The 17,172-nt window shown below is 37.4% G+C and carries 14 protein-coding genes; 7 read left to right on the top strand and 7 right to left on the bottom strand.

The window, feature by feature from the left end:
- Window positions 1-120 precede the first annotated feature (120 nt).
- From JNG87_RS21515 to JNG87_RS21495, 5 genes are all read right to left on the bottom strand, one after another.
- Window positions 121-1,278 (bottom strand): pyridoxal phosphate-dependent aminotransferase, encoded by a 1,158-nt coding sequence (locus JNG87_RS21515; RefSeq protein WP_202840945.1) that lies wholly within the window; start codon window positions 1,276-1,278, stop codon window positions 121-123.
- Window positions 1,279-1,280: 2 nt separating this feature from the next.
- Window positions 1,281-2,357 (bottom strand): FAD-dependent monooxygenase, encoded by a 1,077-nt coding sequence (locus JNG87_RS21510; protein ID WP_202840943.1) that lies wholly within the window; start codon window positions 2,355-2,357, stop codon window positions 1,281-1,283.
- Window positions 2,358-2,683: 326 nt separating this feature from the next.
- Window positions 2,684-4,060, bottom strand: a complete 1,377-nt coding sequence (locus JNG87_RS21505) for a tryptophanase (RefSeq protein ID WP_202840941.1) — start codon at window positions 4,058-4,060, stop codon at window positions 2,684-2,686.
- Window positions 4,061-4,153: 93 nt separating this feature from the next.
- A complete protein-coding gene (locus tag JNG87_RS21500) occupies window positions 4,154-4,771 on the bottom strand; it encodes a DUF502 domain-containing protein (RefSeq protein ID WP_047377240.1) in 618 nt (205 codons plus the stop codon).
- 23 nt (window positions 4,772-4,794) lie between these two features.
- Window positions 4,795-5,373 (bottom strand): tRNA-(ms[2]io[6]A)-hydroxylase, encoded by a 579-nt coding sequence (locus tag JNG87_RS21495; protein WP_110011741.1) that lies wholly within the window; start codon window positions 5,371-5,373, stop codon window positions 4,795-4,797.
- A gap of 201 nt (window positions 5,374-5,574) precedes the next feature.
- On the opposite strand from JNG87_RS21495, the gene JNG87_RS21490 reads away from it, so the two are divergent.
- A complete protein-coding gene (locus JNG87_RS21490) occupies window positions 5,575-6,744 on the top strand; it encodes a porin (protein ID WP_202840940.1) in 1,170 nt (389 codons plus the stop codon).
- Window positions 6,745-6,756: 12 nt separating this feature from the next.
- Here JNG87_RS21490 and JNG87_RS21485 read toward each other — a convergent pair whose 3' ends face one another.
- Both JNG87_RS21485 and JNG87_RS21480 read right to left on the bottom strand, forming a co-directional pair.
- Entirely contained in the window at window positions 6,757-7,854 is a 1,098-nt protein-coding gene (locus JNG87_RS21485) for an acyltransferase family protein (protein ID WP_202840939.1), read from the bottom strand.
- Between the two features lie 146 nt (window positions 7,855-8,000).
- A complete protein-coding gene (locus JNG87_RS21480) occupies window positions 8,001-8,888 on the bottom strand; it encodes a metalloprotease (RefSeq protein ID WP_137905702.1) in 888 nt (295 codons plus the stop codon).
- A 184-nt stretch (window positions 8,889-9,072) separates the two neighbouring features.
- Here JNG87_RS21480 and rplU point away from each other — a divergent pair, with 184 nt between their 5' ends.
- The 6 genes from rplU to kdpC all read left to right on the top strand — a co-directional run bounded on the left by rplU (window position 9,073) and on the right by kdpC (window position 17,083).
- A complete protein-coding gene (gene rplU, locus JNG87_RS21475; RefSeq protein WP_110011737.1) occupies window positions 9,073-9,651 on the top strand; it encodes a 50S ribosomal protein L21 in 579 nt (192 codons plus the stop codon).
- Between the two features lie 12 nt (window positions 9,652-9,663).
- The gene (gene rpmA / locus JNG87_RS21470; protein ID WP_002984034.1) at window positions 9,664-9,921 is read left to right on the top strand and encodes a 50S ribosomal protein L27; all 258 of its coding nucleotides are present in this window, start codon (window positions 9,664-9,666) and stop codon (window positions 9,919-9,921) included.
- Window positions 9,922-10,845: 924 nt separating this feature from the next.
- On the top strand, window positions 10,846-12,168 hold the full coding sequence (locus JNG87_RS21465) for a sigma-54-dependent transcriptional regulator (protein ID WP_202840938.1): 1,323 nt from the start codon (window positions 10,846-10,848) through the stop codon (window positions 12,166-12,168).
- A 437-nt stretch (window positions 12,169-12,605) separates the two neighbouring features.
- Window positions 12,606-14,300: a potassium-transporting ATPase subunit KdpA gene (gene kdpA, locus JNG87_RS21460; RefSeq protein ID WP_202840937.1), complete on the top strand. Its 1,695-nt coding sequence runs from the start codon at window positions 12,606-12,608 to the stop codon at window positions 14,298-14,300.
- Window positions 14,301-14,475: 175 nt separating this feature from the next.
- A complete protein-coding gene (kdpB, locus tag JNG87_RS21455; protein WP_202840936.1) occupies window positions 14,476-16,515 on the top strand; it encodes a potassium-transporting ATPase subunit KdpB in 2,040 nt (679 codons plus the stop codon).
- Between the two features lie 10 nt (window positions 16,516-16,525).
- On the top strand, window positions 16,526-17,083 hold the full coding sequence (gene kdpC, locus JNG87_RS21450; protein WP_202840935.1) for a potassium-transporting ATPase subunit KdpC: 558 nt from the start codon (window positions 16,526-16,528) through the stop codon (window positions 17,081-17,083).
- Window positions 17,084-17,172: the final 89 nt, after the last annotated feature.

Here is a 17,172-nt window from a genome sequence, read left to right as displayed (position 1 = left end):
TTATTTTTATATCCATATTAAATTTAAATATTTAGTATGAATATCTTAATTTAGCATTGATTTGTGATAAATTCGGAAAAATAATAATTAATTACCCAAATTTAATTAAAAATTTTAACGTTAAAAGCTGGTAATGATTCTGTTAATTCCTTCTTCCAAAATTTCCGTGGATGTAGAAAAGCAAATTCTTATATGTCCTTCGGCTCCTTTGCCGAACCACCTTTCTGATCCCGGAACAATGGCTACTTTTCCCTGCTGCAGAACATGCTGGGCGAACTCATCACTTGACATTCCGTTTTCAATCTTTGGAAACAATACAAACGTAGCCTCGGGCAGATTAGGGGTTACAATTTCTGAACGGCTTAATAGTCTGAACGCAAGATCTCTGTTGCTTTGCAAGTGCGTCAGAAACTCTTTATACCAGGGTTTCGCTTTCTCCAGAGCTACGCTTGCTGCAATCTGCGATAAAGTAGAAACACCTTCTATTGTGGAATTGAAATTGGATTTTTCTGTGAAGTCTTCAAGAATATCTTGGTCATTACATAAGATAGCACCTATTCTTAATCCTGCTATTCCGAATGATTTTGAAAATCCGTAAACGGTAAAGCTCTTTCTCTTTGCCTTCTCTGAAACGGAAGAATAGGTATGGAAGTCTTTATCATCATAAATAATATCACTCCAGATTTCATCACTCATTACCCAAAGATCATGAGCCGATGCAATTTCCGCCACTTGTATTAAAACTTCTTTAGAATACACTTTTCCAAGCGGATTGTGCGGGTTGCATAGGCTGATAAGTTTGGTTTTGGAGTTAATTAAAGAAACCAGGCTTTCAAAATCAATGTCTCCTGTTGTTGTATCTACTGGGCAAAGCATTACTTTTCCGCCTACTGTTTCCACTGATTTTTTGAAAAGGAAATCAACAGGATCCAGAATAATGGCTTCGTCTCCGGGGTTAAGAACATAGGATGCGATGAGAAACATTCCCTGAGCAGCACTATTCACTGCCAAAACATTTTCTGGGGAGAAATTACCATGCTTTTCTGTATTAAAATGATCTGCAACGCTTTTCTTAAACTCAGGAAGTCCGGAAAATGGCCCATAGCTTAGATATCCGTCTTTCAGGTATTCAATAATTCCCTGTTCTATTTCAGGAGCTGTTCTGAAATCGGGATCGGCTGCCGTAAGAGGAATGATTCCGTCTGCCAGGGTGGCCCATCTTCCGTTGTAGGCTTTTCTTTTCAGGGCTTCAAAGTTGATGTCGTTATTGGTAAACATATTTATTTATAGGATATAGGTAAAATATTTTCAGTCTGTTGATGGAGCGGGAGTAAAAACTGCTTAAGCAATGTTCTTCCATTATGAATGTGAATCTCTATTTCGGGCTTTCTGCCTGCCTCATATTTATGGAAGACTTTCTGCATGTTTTCTTCTTCAACTAAGTATTTCGTTAATACAAAGGCATCTTTCAGAGCTGAGGTAACTCCCTGGCTGGTAAATGGAATAAGTGGGTGCGCTGCATCCCCGATGAATACGAAATTATCTTTGTAAAAAGGGTTTAACTCTTCCAGTTCATATACATTCCATAAATGTACATTTTTATAATGTGATTTCTGTATAATTTCCGGGACTAAAGGATGCCAGTTTTCGAAAATGTCAAGCATATATTTCTTTAAGTTTTCTGCGGAACATTCACTGATCATATATTTTTGATTATCAAACTGTGAATACCAAAGGATGGTATCTTCAGAAAGCTTGAGAATACCGAAAGTCAGTCCACCTTCCTCGTGGTGAAACTTCATAAAGTCATTATCAATAACATCCGCAATTTCTTTATTCTGAATGATATTGACGACTTCACTTTCTCTTACTATTCTCATGATTTCATCTTGAAAAAGATTTCTTCTGATCCGGCTTCTGGAGCCATCAGAGATCACTGCAATATCAGCGTCAATCTCAGTTCCGTCAGAAAGTTTCAGTTTTCCATTCTGCAGCTCATCAGGAATAATAGTTTCTTCATAAGTTATCTTGCCTGGAGTGAGGTTTTGTGTCAATAAACTGATTAATGCATGCCTTGAAATGGCGAAAACATTGTTCAGTTCTTTTTCTGCGAGAATTTTTCCGGTGTGTGAATATTGGATGTATTTTTTCAGAAAATTTCCATGTTGGAGAAGAAGATCAGGATCAATGATCTGATAAAGATAATCCATTCCTTCTTTCGGAATGAGAAAGCCGTGACCTGCCAGATCTTTCTTTTTTCTCCTTTCGTAAATATGATAATCAATATTGTATTTTTCTAAGTAATTCGCCATGCTTAAGCCGGAAATACCGGCGCCCACGACAGCAATTTTCTTCATTTTTCGGAATAAAGTATTTTTCAGGTTGGTTTTTTAAGTATTTTTTTAATCCTTTAGATCAATACAAAATTAAATTAAAAACATTCACTATTTCAAAAAACGGCTTAATTTAATTTTGATTTCCTGAAAAATAAGATAAAAAGAGTAAGATAAGCCGGATAATAAAAGTATATGTTTGGTTTATATTTATTTATAAAAAAGATTTTTTTTCAATATTTAAATAGCCTTAATTTATTTAAGTGGTAATGTGAAATTAAGATTGTTTTTTGCTTAAAAACGCTTAGTTTTGGTGCATAAAAAAACCGGAAGAAATTCCGGTTTTATGATTAAGCTTTTTCAAGCTGAACAGTAAAGTGTCTTAAGATTTCCGGTTCCCACGTAATCTTGTATCCTTTTGCTATTTCATCACGTCTTTCATATACGTTTCTGATAGCAGCAGCAATATAATCCATGTGGTTGTTGGTGTAGGTTCTTCTTGGAATAGCCAGTCGTACCAGCTCTAACTTCGGATAACGGTTTTCTCTAGTAGCAGGATCTCTGTCTGCCAATAATGTTCCGATTTCTACAGTTCTGATCCCTGCCTCCTTATAAATTTCCAGCCCTAATGTCTGAGCCGGATATTCTTCACGGGATACATTTGGAAGAAAGTTTAAAGAATCGATGAATACAGCATGTCCTCCGATAGGCTTTTGAACAGGAATTCCGTATTCAATTAATTTATTACCCAGATATTCAACCTGAGAGATTCTGCTTTCAAGATAAGCAAACTCAGTAGCTTCATCCAGACCTACAGCTAATGCTGCCATATCTCTTCCCGCCATTCCTCCATAAGTAATAAAACCTTCGTAAATGATGGTGAAATTGGATGCTTTTCTGAAAACTTCTTCGTTACTCAAAGCTATAAATCCTCCGATGTTTACTAAACCATCTTTTTTAGAACTCATAGTCATTCCGTCTCCGTAAGAGAAAATTTCCTTACAGATATCTTTAATGCTTCTGTTTTCCTGTCCTGCTTCTCTTTGTTTGATGAAGTAAGCATTTTCAGCAAATCTCGCTGAATCAAAAAATACAGGAATTCCATATTGGTCGGAAAGGGCTTTTACTGCCTTCATGTTTTCCAAAGAAACAGGCTGTCCTCCTGAAGAATTACAGGTAATGGTAATTAAACAGAAAGGGATGTTTTCTTTAGGATGGCTTTTATAAACTTCTTCCAGTTTTTCAAGGTTAATATTTCCTTTGAAAGGATGAAGATCATTAATATCAAAAGCTTCGTCTATCGTACAGTCAATTGCATGTGCCTTTCTGAATTCGATATGACCTTTTGTCGTATCAAAATGCGAGTTCCCAGGAACTACATCACCTTCTTTTACCAATACTGAGAAAAGGACGTTTTCAGCAGCTCTTCCCTGGTGGGTTGGTAATAAATATTTGAATCCTGTTATTCTTTCAACAGTTTTTTGTAATTGTTCAAAAGAACGTGATCCGGCATAGCTTTCATCTCCGGTCATTAAAGCAGCCCATTGTTTATCAGACATAGCCCCCGTTCCTGAATCGGTAAGCAGGTCAATATAAACATGTGAAGATCTTAGGTTGAAAAGGTTATAATTAGCTTCTTTAAGCCATTGCTCTCTTTCTTCTCTGGTGGATTGATAGATTTCTTCCACCATTTTAATGCGGAAAGGTTCCGCGTACGGTAAATTCATGAGTTAAATTATGTTTTAAATTGTTTGTAAAGAAAATGTGCTTGAAAATAATTTTTCAAAATTCATCAATGTATAGATAAGTCGGAAAAGGGATTATTCCGGAGCCTTAAATATATTTTCATCAGAATGGAATCCGGCTACACCGCCGCTCACAGCAAATTTCATGGCAGAAGCTGCTGTCATTCCTACTACAGGTTTGATGTTTTTTTCTTCAGTAACAATTACCCAGCCCGAGATGGCATACGAGTGGGGAAGATATACCGCAACGTAATTATGCTTATCAACGTCCGACATTTCTTTTTGAGTTAAAAAGCCAATTCTCCAGATTTCCGGATTTTCATTGGTTTTTACCCATACGGGATCGTTGAATTTTTTCTTGTCGCCTACAAATGAAGACATGACGTCTTTCGTAGGAGTATAGATGTGTTTTACTCCCGGAGTTTTCTCCAGCAAGCTGTCCATCGTGTCGAAAAAGAATCTTCCGACTACGAATTTATTTCCTAAATACCCCAGAATAGCCGTAAACAGGATGATAGATACAAATACAAGCCCCGGAATCTGCTTGGCAAGAGAAGGCACAAGGTTGTCAATCGCACTTACAATATACCAGATCACAAAAATAGTAAGCCCGATAGGCCCAATGATAACCAACCCCTGAAAAAAATTCTTCAGGAACAGATTGGCAATATTTTCAAAGCTTGGCTTCTTCAAGGTGTATTCTTTACTATTTTATTTTAACCGTGAATCGTTTCTTTATTTCCGTAGGATTTAATAATGCTGGCCTCATATTCCAGCCATTCTTCCCAACGTTTGTTTACTTTTTCAGGATTTCCCAGTTGTCTTGCAAAGCCGATAAAAGTAGTGTAATGATTGGCTTCGGAAATCATCAGTTCTTTGTAAAAAACTTTAAGCTCTTCGTCTTTGATATTTTCGGTAAGAACTTTGAATCTCTCGCAGCTTCTGGCTTCAATCATTGCGGCAAACAGCATTTTGTCTACGATGAGGTCTTCTCTGCTTCCCTGAATGATAAATTTTGCCAGCTCATTCACGTAATCATCTTTTCTTGCTCTTCCAAAAGTAAAGCCTCTTTTTTTGATGATTTCATGTACCTGATTGAAATGATCCAGTTCTTCCTGTGCAATGGCAAGAAGTTCTGTTACAATCTCAGGATATTCCGGAAGCATCGTGATCAGGCCTATTGCATTGGTTGCTGCTTTTTGCTCACACCAGGCATGATCCGTTAAAATTTCTCCAATGTTTCCTTCTGCAATATTTGCCCACCTTGGGTCGGTAGGTAGTTTCAACTTAAACATGTTGTAAATTTTTTGTAAATTTAAACAAATTGGACATATTTAATGCTTCTGATGTGACAGATTTTATTTTCTATTGAATTTTGTACAATCAGAACTGTCTTTTTTGTAGCATTGCAAATATGAATTAATGATATCCTGTTATTTTACGGTAATAAAAAAACTAATGACTCAATCACAATGATTAGACAATACTATTTGCCCATGCTATTTTCATTACTTTTTACGGTGAAAGGACTACCTGTCTATGGTCAAAATGTAAAAGATTCAGTTGAAATATCTCTAAGACCCTATGCGAGTCTTCGCGGTCATATGGCAGTGTATGACCATAAAATGGAACTTCAGGAAAATGCATCAAGAATCGGAATGGAGCTGAATATCAAAAAAGGAACATTGGGTTTTATTGCAGGCGGAGAAGTGCAGTTAAATATGTTTCGTGGAAGTACCTCATTTAATGTGGATGGAAGCCTTTCCAGTGGATTTGTTTCGATAGAATCCTCACAATCTAGACAGGTTTTCGGTAATAGGCTTGGTTATTTGGGAATTGATCTGGGGAAATATGGAATCCTTACCATTGGGAAGCAATGGGGTGTTTATCGGGACATCACTTCTTACACTGACCGGTTTAATGTTTTTGGGGCAAGAGCATCTGCTACATTTGTCGGAGGTACTGATGGTGGAGAAACCGGAACAGGACGTGCGGATCAGGCCCTTATTTACCGTAACCGCTTTGGAAATCTGTATATCGGAGGGCAGATCCAGGCCAGAGGGGGAAATAATGATCATTTTATTGATGGATTTGGTGGCTCTGTTCAATATAAAATTACAGATGGTTTTTTTGCCGGAGCAGCTTATAACAGGGCTTTTCTGAGTGACCGTCTAATACAGAATGGCGGGGCAATAGGTATTACCGGCCAACCCACTTATTTTTCTTTAGGAGCAAAGTACACCGGGAAAATTTTGGATTGGAGTGTTCTTTTTGTTCTGCATAAAAACGGAGATTTTTCACAGAGTTTTTATCAGAACCCTGGAATGGAGGTAGCTCAATCAATTATGGTATTCAATGCTAAAGGACTGGAGTTTTTTGGAAAATATAAACTTGATAAGTTTTCTATTCTTGCGGGATATAATTTATATGTCCCGGACATAAAAAATACAGAAATAATTTCCGGGCAGTATCATCTGGATCCGGGTTTTAAAAGGAATGATTGTATTGTTGGTGTTTCTTATCACCCCTTTAATTTTGTCCAGATTTATTCAGAACAAAGAATTTCTATGGGTAAAACATCATTGGGAGAAAGAGAAAAAAGTGTTTTTACTCTTGGACTAAAAATTGATCTCTCCAAAACTTTCATTAAAAATTTTGACCTTTAAAAGATATAATTATTATGATTTATTAATGGCTGTGTTTTTCCTGAAGTATTCTAAAAGTCTCCAGCCTGTTTCATCTACTTTTTTCAATCCTGCTGAAATAATGAAGGCTAAAATAATATTAATCCCATAAATAATGAGCATTAAAAGCCTCCATGGCATATTTTCTTTTAGTGGAACTACCAGGAAATAAACGAGCGAAGAGCTTATTCCCTGTGCAAAATAGAAGAAAATAGCATTCTTCCCGATATAGGTAATAAAGTTTTCTTTTGTGATCTTCAGCCGGTTGTAAAGAACAAATAAGGTTACCAGAGAGAATAATGCCCAGATGATATAAGGGATTTTCGGCGGGAATTTATTTCTATTGATTTTGTAGAAAATATCTCCTCCATAGTACCAGAACATCCATATAAGAGCCATTCCTGTAAGTGCATATAGTACAGGAATTGCTTTGGTGGAGATCTTTTTTCCACGCATTTTGTGTCCTGTTAAAAAAACAGCAAGGTAGAAAGCAACATATCCCACTTGTCCTGTTGGGTAATATTCCGGGAAGATATTGAATAGCAAGGTTAGAGCAATACAAAGTCCGATGAACCAATTGATATGTTTCGGGAAGAACCTTAAAATAAGTACACCGAAAACGGTAAGTACATAATAGACTTTTAAATACCAGAAGCTTCCCATTACTACCGGAAACGTGTCGGCATTGGTGTACTGATGAAGATACCAGTTTCCGAGATTTTCCCATTGAGGGTATGCTGAAACACTGGTTGCGGAGTATTTGGATCCAAATGTTGAATAAAAGTTCTGCAGCCATTCCATGGAAAAGAAACTCAGGCCAAACACTTTAAAGAAGTAATCTAAAAAGAACAGGAAAGTCACAAAAATCATATAGGTGATCTGGAGTTTCAGAAGACGATATAATGTTTTTTCAATATTCGCTCCCGAAGTGATTCCGCTCAAAGCATAAAAAAGAGCTACGTCAAAAACAAGCGAGAAAACTCTTACTTCAGCGGGAATATAAAATTGTCCAGACCAGAAAGCGGTATGGATAAATATGATGGAAAGTGTTGCCAGTCCTTTGGCGAAATCAATATAGAGATCTCTGTTCATTATAGGTGGGTTGGAAGTTCTTTGTAATTTTTTCAAAAATACAAACAAATTGATTGTTTAAGACATAAAAGATTTTTTAAACAAAAAAGGGGCGGAACATACTGCCCGCCTCCTTTCTTAAATATGCTAAAAATGAATGTTCTCGTTTATTGAAGATGTTTAAATTCTTCAGCAGAAATTTCTCCTGTCTGAATTTTTCTCAGCTCATCTATATATTGACTCATGTAGGCATCAATTTCAGGATTTACTGTGTTTTTAGCCATCTTATAAGTACCATTTAAAACTCCCTGATAATAATAAAAGAAGTTGTAATCGAAATTGGAGGCATTAAGATCGTACTGGCCCAGAAGGAATCCTAAACGAACTGCTGATCTTCTCTGCGCTGGTGTTCCATGGTGGTTTACATTTGTTGTCTGATAGTCACCGATACTTTGAGCAAACTCATAGGCTGCCGCAATTTCCGGGAAGCTGGTTTTATTGTACCCGTTAGGTCTTCTCAGATAATATCCTGCAAAACCATCTGCCTCAAGCTCGTTTGGTCTGTACGTTGACTCCGATACAGAAGGAAGATTGAAAATATACTGCAGCTGATGTCCGTATTCATGAGCAAGAATCATTGCGTTTACAATATCGCCGCCTTTTGATTTTGCATCATAATAAATAGCGTACCCATAATAGATCTTTCCTGTTGAGTAGGAAATAGCATTGTAGGTTGAATTGAAATTGGACGGATCATTTACAAAACGCAGAGTAGGGGTGCTTCTTCCCCACATGCTTGCAATTCTGGTCATCTGGCCGTTCATAAAATTGGTGTCTGTGGAGTTTTGAAGCCCGGTCAGTAAGACTGAATTGGTGCTCCAGTTGTTGTCTACATAGGAGCATCCTTTTTCAGTAGTTCCCGGCTGATCAACTTTTGCACTCAGTGCTTCTTGTTGAGGTTGAACATTGTTGTCCATTTGGTCATCACTACATGCTGTCAATGAAGTTACAGCAATGGCACCTGCTAGTAAGCAGAGATTAAAGTTTCTTTTCATATATAATATCAATTTGGTAAAACGAATTTATGAAATTATCTCTTAATTGTGAGTACATTAATAAAAAAAATTAATCAAAATAAAGTGAATAAGGTTTTATTTAAAAAAACATTGCTTTGATTGTAAGCTATTTAGAAATTTATATGTATATTTGCACCTCGAAATAACTAAAAATTTATAAACAATGTTTGCAATTGTAGAAATAGCAGGGCTTCAATACAAAGTTGAGCAAGACCAGAAGTTGTTTGTAAACCGTTTAAAAGGAGATAAAGGAGGAAAAGTTTCTTTCGATAAAGTTCTTCTTACTGTAAACGGTGCAATCACTGTAGGCGCCCCAGCTGTAAACGGAATCACTGTAGAAGCAGAGATCCTTGACCACGTTAAAGCTGATAAAGTAATCGTTTTCAAAAAGAAAAGAAGAAAAGGTTACAAAGTGAAAAACGGTCACAGACAATCTTTAACTCAAATCGTAATCACTGGTATTACAGGTTTTGAAGGTGGTGCTAAAAAAGCTGCTGCTAAAAAAGAAACTGTGAAAGGTGAAGTTCTTTCTGACAACGCAACTGTTAACTTTGGTGAAGATCACGAGTTGAACTATCACTTAAAGAAAAACAACTTGTCTCAGTCTAAAGAGAACAGAGAAACTTTAATTACTTTAGGTAAAGCAGTTAAAGTTGAATTAGAAAAGAATGTTCTTACTCATGAAGAAGTTGATGCTGCTATCATTAAGAACATCGATCAATTTAAAGCACTTAATAAATAATCCAGTAATAAAATGGCACACAAGAAAGGAGTCGGTAGTTCCAAGAACGGTAGAGAGTCTCACTCTAAAAGATTAGGTGTGAAGATTTTCGGAGGACAAGAAGCTATTGCCGGAAATATTATTGTTAGACAAAGAGGTACTCAGCACCACCCAGGTGATAACGTGGGAATCGGTAAAGATCACACTTTGTTTGCATTAGTAGATGGTAAAGTAGTTTTCAGAAAGAAAGCAAACAACAGATCTTTCGTATCTGTAGAACCAAACGCATAATTTAAGCGTTTTATAAAAATTAAAACCTCAGTTTTTACTGAGGTTTTTTTATGTACTGTCTCGTCCTGAAAAAGGTTGACTAAAAAACCATAAAATTAGTCACCCTTATGAATCTAAAAAAAACATCGTCCCCTGTCCAAGAATACAGTGAGGCATTCAAACGACAAGTTGTCTCTGAATATGCACAGAAGTTAAGCCCACCAGCGCCGATGGTACTGCTAACGCGGGAGAGTAGGCCGCCGCCAGTTTTTATTTTATTTTTAAAAAATCCTTTATCATTGTGATAAAGGATTTTTTTGTTTTATACCCAAGCTAAGCTTATAAGCAATAAGCAATGAATAATAATTGATAAACGATACATCAATCAACTATGATTGATCAACTATCACTTATCACCTATCATTGATCACTTATGCTGGACAGCATACACTCCAATTGTCACTCCGTAGGAGTCTCAACAAAGTATCATCAAACAATTTTACAGTATCAAACCGTCTGAGTTAAAAAAATCATAAAGACTCTAATAAAAGAGCTTGGATTCCTGCGGAATGACACAGTAGGAAAGAAGCAGGCCAAATAAAAAGAAAGACGCCATTGCAACCAATAACTCCATTGAAAGATAACCACGGAATCGGTATCCCGGACTTCGTTACATCATTTTATAATTTATCATTGATGATTCATTCACCATCCTAGCCCCGATAGGAATGGTTACCCCGCAGCTGGGTTGGAGGGTGAATGGGTTGGAGTGTGGGACCCTGCGGCTTTGCTCAGGGCGGGAGCGCAGGCGCGAGGAGTATGAATGGATAGCGGGAAACAGCTCCTGAAATCTCAAGTGGTGTTCAGTAAACTATTTCCTTCTATTACCCCGTTTTCCTCGAATAAATTCAATAAGTTTGTACCAGTTTTCCAAAAATAATTACAATGTCAGGAAATATTCTGATCATCGATGATGAGATCAAACTCCTTAAATTACTAGGAATGATCCTTTCCCAAGAGAATTTTAATGTAAAAGAAGCTTCTACGGCGCGTTCGGCAATGACGATGCTGGAGCAATATGAATTTGATGTTGTTCTGAGCGATGTTCGTCTGCCTGATGCTTTTGGGGTAGAGCTGGTAAAGGCTATCAAAACTAAATATCCACAGCTTGAAATTATCCTGATGACGGCATTCGGTAATATTACGGATGCTGTACAGGCTATGAAGAATGGTGCTTATGATTATCTGGTGAAAGGAGATGATAATGAGAAAATAATCCCATTGGTGTATAAGGCTCTTGATAAGGTAAAAGACAATAAATCGAGGGTTGTTCAACAGGCTGTGACGAAAGGGTTTAATCAGATAATAGGTAAATCACCACTTATTTTGCAGGCTAAGAAACTGGCTGAAAAAGTAGCTTTAACGGATGCTGCTGTTCTTCTTACAGGGGAAACCGGAACGGGTAAGGAAGTTTTTGCGAGTGCCATTCACGAAGGAAGTGACAGGAAGAAAAACAGTTTTGTAGCGATTAATTGTTCAGCATTCAGTAAAGAAATTCTGGAAAGCGAGCTTTTTGGTCATAAACAAGGTGCTTTTACTGGAGCTTTGAAAGATAAGAAAGGATTGATTGAAGAAGCTAACGGAGGAACTCTGTTTTTGGATGAAATCGGTGAGATGCCAATAGAACTTCAGGCAAAACTGCTCAGAGTTTTAGAAACCAGGGAATTTATCAAAATGGGTGAAACCAAAGTTTCTAAATCTGACTTCAGGTTAATTGCTGCTACCAACAGAGACCTGATAGATGAAATAAAGCAGGGAAATTTCAGAGAAGACCTTTATTTCAGGCTGAATGTCTTTGAGATCATGCTTCCGCCATTAAGAGAACGAAAAGAAGACCTGAAAGCTATTGCCAAGCATTTTATAGATATTTTTTCTCATAAACTTCATCTGACAGGAGTTCAGGTAAATCCTGATTACTATAAAGTACTGGAACGAAACGACTGGAAAGGAAATATCCGTGAACTGAGAAATGCCGTGGAACGCAGCTTGATTTTGATGGATAACAATATCCTTGACGCAGAAAGTCTTCCCCATTATTCGGAAAAAGCTGTTCCTGAAAGTGATTCTTTAAGTATCAGATCACTGGAAAAAATTCACATACAGAAGGTTCTACAGTATACAAAAGGTAACAAGGCAGAAGCTGCCCGTTTACTGGAAATCGGTATTGCCACATTGTACCGTAAACTTGAAGAATACGGATTAAAATAAACCTTTTATCATTTTAATAAAGAGCCTATCATTTTGATAGGCTTTTCTGTTTTTATATAGTTTAGTATTTAGTTTTAATATATTGTTATTCAATTGTTTGGGTGTTTGTTTTTCAGAATGGACTTTCTTTTGGCATATAGTCTTCGAATAAAATATTTAAAAATGACAATTTCAAGAAAAACGTTTAAAAAACGGGAGCACTCGACTTTTAGTCTGCTGATTGTATCGTACGTATTGTTGACTCTTTTAACCCTAATGATTAAAATATGATGCTCATAAGTTTAATTCTGCTTTTTGCAGTATTGTTTTGGCTTTTGTATAAATCAGTTGAATTTTTTGATAGAATATAAATTATGTGGAGTTTATTTTTCCTCTCAATACTTGCCTTTGTGTATATCTGTTATGTTTTAATGAAACCTGAAAAATTTTAATTAGTCATGAATACAGAGATTTTAGGCATTATAGCAATGTTTGCTATCACATTAGTTATCGGAATATTTTTAGGGAAATATATAGCTAATGTCTACGGATACAAAAAGACTTTTCTGGATCCGGTTTTTGAACCCATTGAAAAGTTAATTTATAAAGTTTCGGGAATTAATCCTACACGCCAGATGAACTGGAAACAGAATATGTATGCCATGCTGGCGATCAATCTGGTTTGGTTCATCATAGGTTTCCTTCTTTTGCTGAATCAGGCATGGCTTCCTTTGAACCCTGATGGGAATCCAAATATGTCACCCGATCTGGCTTTTAATACTACCATTTCATTCTTAGTGAACTGTAATTTACAGCATTATTCAGGAGAAACAGGAGTAAGTTATCTGAGCCAGCTTTATCTGATGTTTTTACAGTTTGTTACGGCTGCAACGGGAATGGCGGCAATGGCTGTCCTTTTCAAGGCTTTTAAAGAAAAAACAAGTACCGAACTTGGGAACTTCTACGATTTTTTCACCAAATCAATGGTCAGGATCCTGGTTCCGATAAGTGTAATTGTTGCTTTAGTACTTTCTATTAACGGAAGTCCGATGACATTCGAAGGAAAAGATCACATTATAACACTGGAAGGTCAGAAAGCTGATGTTTCCAGAGGGCCTGTATCTGCATTTGTTGCGATCAAACATTTGGGAACTAACGGAGGTGGATTTTTCGGAGCCAACTCTGCGCACCCGCTTGAAAATCCCAATTATATGACCAATATGACAGAGATGATCGCTCAGATGATCATTCCGTTTGCATTGGTATTTGCACTGGGTTTTTATCTGAATAAAAGAAAACTTTCATGGGTGATTTTTACGGTAATGACGGTCGGTTTTCTGGCACTTACCATTCCGAATATCGTGAATGAAACAGGAGGAAATCCTTTGATCACAAAAATGGGAACAGATAACAGCCTGGGAGCTATGGAAGGTAAAGAAATCCGTTTCGGAAGTGCAGCGTCCGGCTACTGGAGTATTGCAACCACAGTTATTTCAACAGGATCTGTGAACTCAATGCATGACAGTACAATGCCGCTTTCGGGAATGAATGAATTGCTTGCGATGATGATCAACTGCTTCTACGGAGGCTGTGGAGTCGGAATTCTGAACTATTTCATCTTTATCATTCTGGCGGTGTTTATCAGTGGTCTGATGGTAGGAAGAACCCCGGAATTTATGGGTAAAAAGATTGAAGCCAAAGAGATGAAAATCGCAATGATTGTGGCTTTATTTCATCCTTTCTTAATTCTTGCAGGAACAGCTTTAACGGCTTATCTACCAGAATTTGGGGCAAAAACATTGAATAATCCCGGCTTCCATGGTTTCAGTGAAATGCTGTATGAGTTTACTTCTTCTGCAGCGAATAACGGATCCGGATTTGAAGGGCTTGGAGATAATACACCCTGGTGGAATATCTCAACGGGAATTGTTCTGTTACTCTCAAGATTTATCCCGATCATAGGACCGGTAGCCATTGCAGGTCTGTTGGCACAGAAGAAATATATCCCTGAAAGTTCAGGAACATTGAAAACAGATACGGCAACTTTCGGATTCATGACTCTGGCAGTGATTTTACTGATTGCAGCGTTGTCTTTCTTCCCTGCATTGACTTTAGGCCCTATTGCAGAGCAGATTCAATATTTCTCAAAATAAATTTGAACATTAAAAATTAAAATCAATATTCAACCATTAAGGAAGCTGAAAAGTGTAAGGAAACTAGTCTGACACTTACGAAACGTTCACTTAATATTATCCATATCTATCCTTATTATCCGGCAGACCTTGATGGTTACTATTGATTTACAATGATATAAATTCTTTCAAAAAAATGAAAAATCAGTCACAAACATTGTTTCAAAGAGATTTGGTCAACGAAGCGATAAAACAGTCCTTCGTAAAGCTGAATCCGAAAATTATGTTTAAAAATCCGGTAATGTTCCTGGTAGAAATCGGAACCATCGTCATGTTTATCGTAAGCATGTTCAGCCTTACCGGTGATAAAACCCAGGGAAGCTTTTCCTACAACTTTTTAGTATTTATAATTTTATTTTTCACCGTTTTGTTTGCCAATTTTGCAGAAGCTATTGCAGAGGCAAGGGGAAAAGCGCAGGCTGATACCCTTAGAAAAACAAGGGAAGAAACTCCGGCCAAACTGGTACTTGATAACAAGCCGGGATTTCAGGTAGAAACAAGGCTGAAGATGTCTGCTGAAATGACCTTAGGTGATATTTTCCTTTGTGAAGCCGGAGATCAGATTCCGATGGATGGTGAGATTATTGAAGGTCTTGCTACCATTGATGAGTCTGCTATTACCGGAGAAAGTGCACCTGTCATCCGTGAAGCGGGTGGAGACAAAAGTTCTGTAACAGGAGGAACGAAAGTATTGTCAGACAGAATTAAAGTAAGAGTAACCACAAAACCCGGAGAATCCTTCTTAGATAAAATGATTGCTCTTGTAGAAGGAGCGTCAAGACAGAAAACACCCAACGAAATCGCATTAACCATACTTTTAGCAGGATTCACGCTTACATTTATTATTGTTACCCTCACTTTAAAACCTTTTGCAGATTATGCGCAGACTCCGATTACCATAGCGGCATTTATATCTCTTTTCGTTTGTCTTATTCCGACAACCATCGGAGGTCTGCTTTCTGCAATCGGGATAGCGGGGATGGACAGAGCGCTGAGAGCGAATGTGATTACTAAAAGTGGAAAAGCAGTGGAAACAGCAGGAGATATTGATGTATTGCTTTTGGATAAAACCGGAACAATTACCATCGGAAACAGAAAAGCAACTCAATTTCACCCCGCCAATGGAATTCAGCTTGAAGAATTTATTAAAGCATCAGCATTAAGTTCTGTAGCGGATGAAACACCGGAAGGAAAATCTATCATTGAACTGAGTGCCTTAAAAACTGAAGATTTATTGGTTTCCAATCCTACGTATATCGATTTTACTGCAGAAACAAGAACTTCAGGAATTGATTTTGACGAAACAAGAATCCGTAAAGGAGCTTACGATACAATAAAAAAACTGACTGAAAAAGCCGGGAATATCTTCCCACAGGAAACCCAGGATGCGGTAACCAAAATTTCTGAAAACGGAGGAACTCCTTTAGTAGTAGCCGTTAATGAAAAAGTTTGGGGCGTTATTGAACTTCAGGATATTATTAAAACCGGAATTCAGGAACGTTTCCAGAGACTGAGAAAAATGGGAGTGAAAACGGTAATGGTAACAGGAGATAATCCTCTGACTGCAAAATTCATTGCTGAAAAAGCAGGGGTAGACGACTTTATTGCCGAAGCTAAACCTGAAGACAAAATGAATTACATCAAAAAGGAACAGCAGGAAGGTAAGCTGGTAGCGATGATGGGAGACGGAACCAATGATGCTCCGGCACTAGCCCAGGCAGATGTAGGTGTTGCGATGAACAGCGGAACGCAGGCTGCTAAAGAAGCCGGCAACATGGTAGACCTGGATAATGACCCTACAAAGCTGATCGAAATTGTAGAAATCGGTAAACAGCTATTGATGACCAGAGGAACGTTGACCACTTTCAGTATTGCAAACGACGTAGCAAAGTATTTTGCCATTATTCCGGCGCTCTTTATCACTTTTATTCCTTCTCTTCAGAAGCTGAACATTATGAACCTTCACAGTCCTGAAACAGCCATATTATCAGCGGTTATTTTCAATGCGGTGATTATTCCGTTCCTGATTCCGCTGGCGTTGAAAGGAGTTGCTTACAAGCCCATCGGTGCCAGTGCATTATTAAGAAGAAACCTTTTGATCTATGGGTTAGGCGGAGTAATCGTTCCGTTCATCGGAATCAAAATCATTGATCTGGTAATCAGTTTATTCTATTAAAATTAAAAAAATGAAAAATCATATTGTTTCAGCATTCAGATTAACTCTTGTCATGTTGCTAGTTACTGGTATTTATCTGGCAGTGGTTTATGGAGGTTCTAAAATACTTCCTAACAAAGGAAACGGAGAAATTGTTTACAATAAAGGGCAGAAGTTTTATGCCAATATCGGGCAGGAATTTAAGTCTGAAAAATATTTCCACGGTCGTCCATCCTCTGTCGATTATAACGCAGCGGGAAGTGGAGGAAGCAACAAAGGTCCAAGCAATAAAGAATATCTGGAAATTGTACAGAAAAGAATTGATACTTTAAAAATGGACAATCCTGAAATGGGTAATGCTAAAGTTCCTGTAGAATTGGTAACCGCCAGCGGAAGCGGACTGGATCCGGATATTTCTCAAGAAGGGGCTTTATACCAGGCAAAAAGAATTGCAAAAGTGAGAAGTATTTCAGAGGAACAGATCAAAAGCTTAATTAATAATCAGACTGAAAAGCCTTTCTTAGGACTTTTCGGACCGTCAAAAGTAAATGTTCTGAAGCTTAATATTGCTTTAGATCAATTAAAATAATTCAAATCATACAATGATAAAAAGAAGAATTGAAGCCATTAAGATGATTGAAGGAGCTACACAAAAAAATCTACGATTTTAAAATATTT

Origin of the sequence: Chryseobacterium cucumeris (genome assembly GCF_016775705.1) — a bacterium.
GTDB classification, from domain to species: domain Bacteria; phylum Bacteroidota; class Bacteroidia; order Flavobacteriales; family Weeksellaceae; genus Chryseobacterium; species Chryseobacterium cupriresistens.
This window is presented reverse-complemented; position numbering and strand designations above follow the sequence as displayed.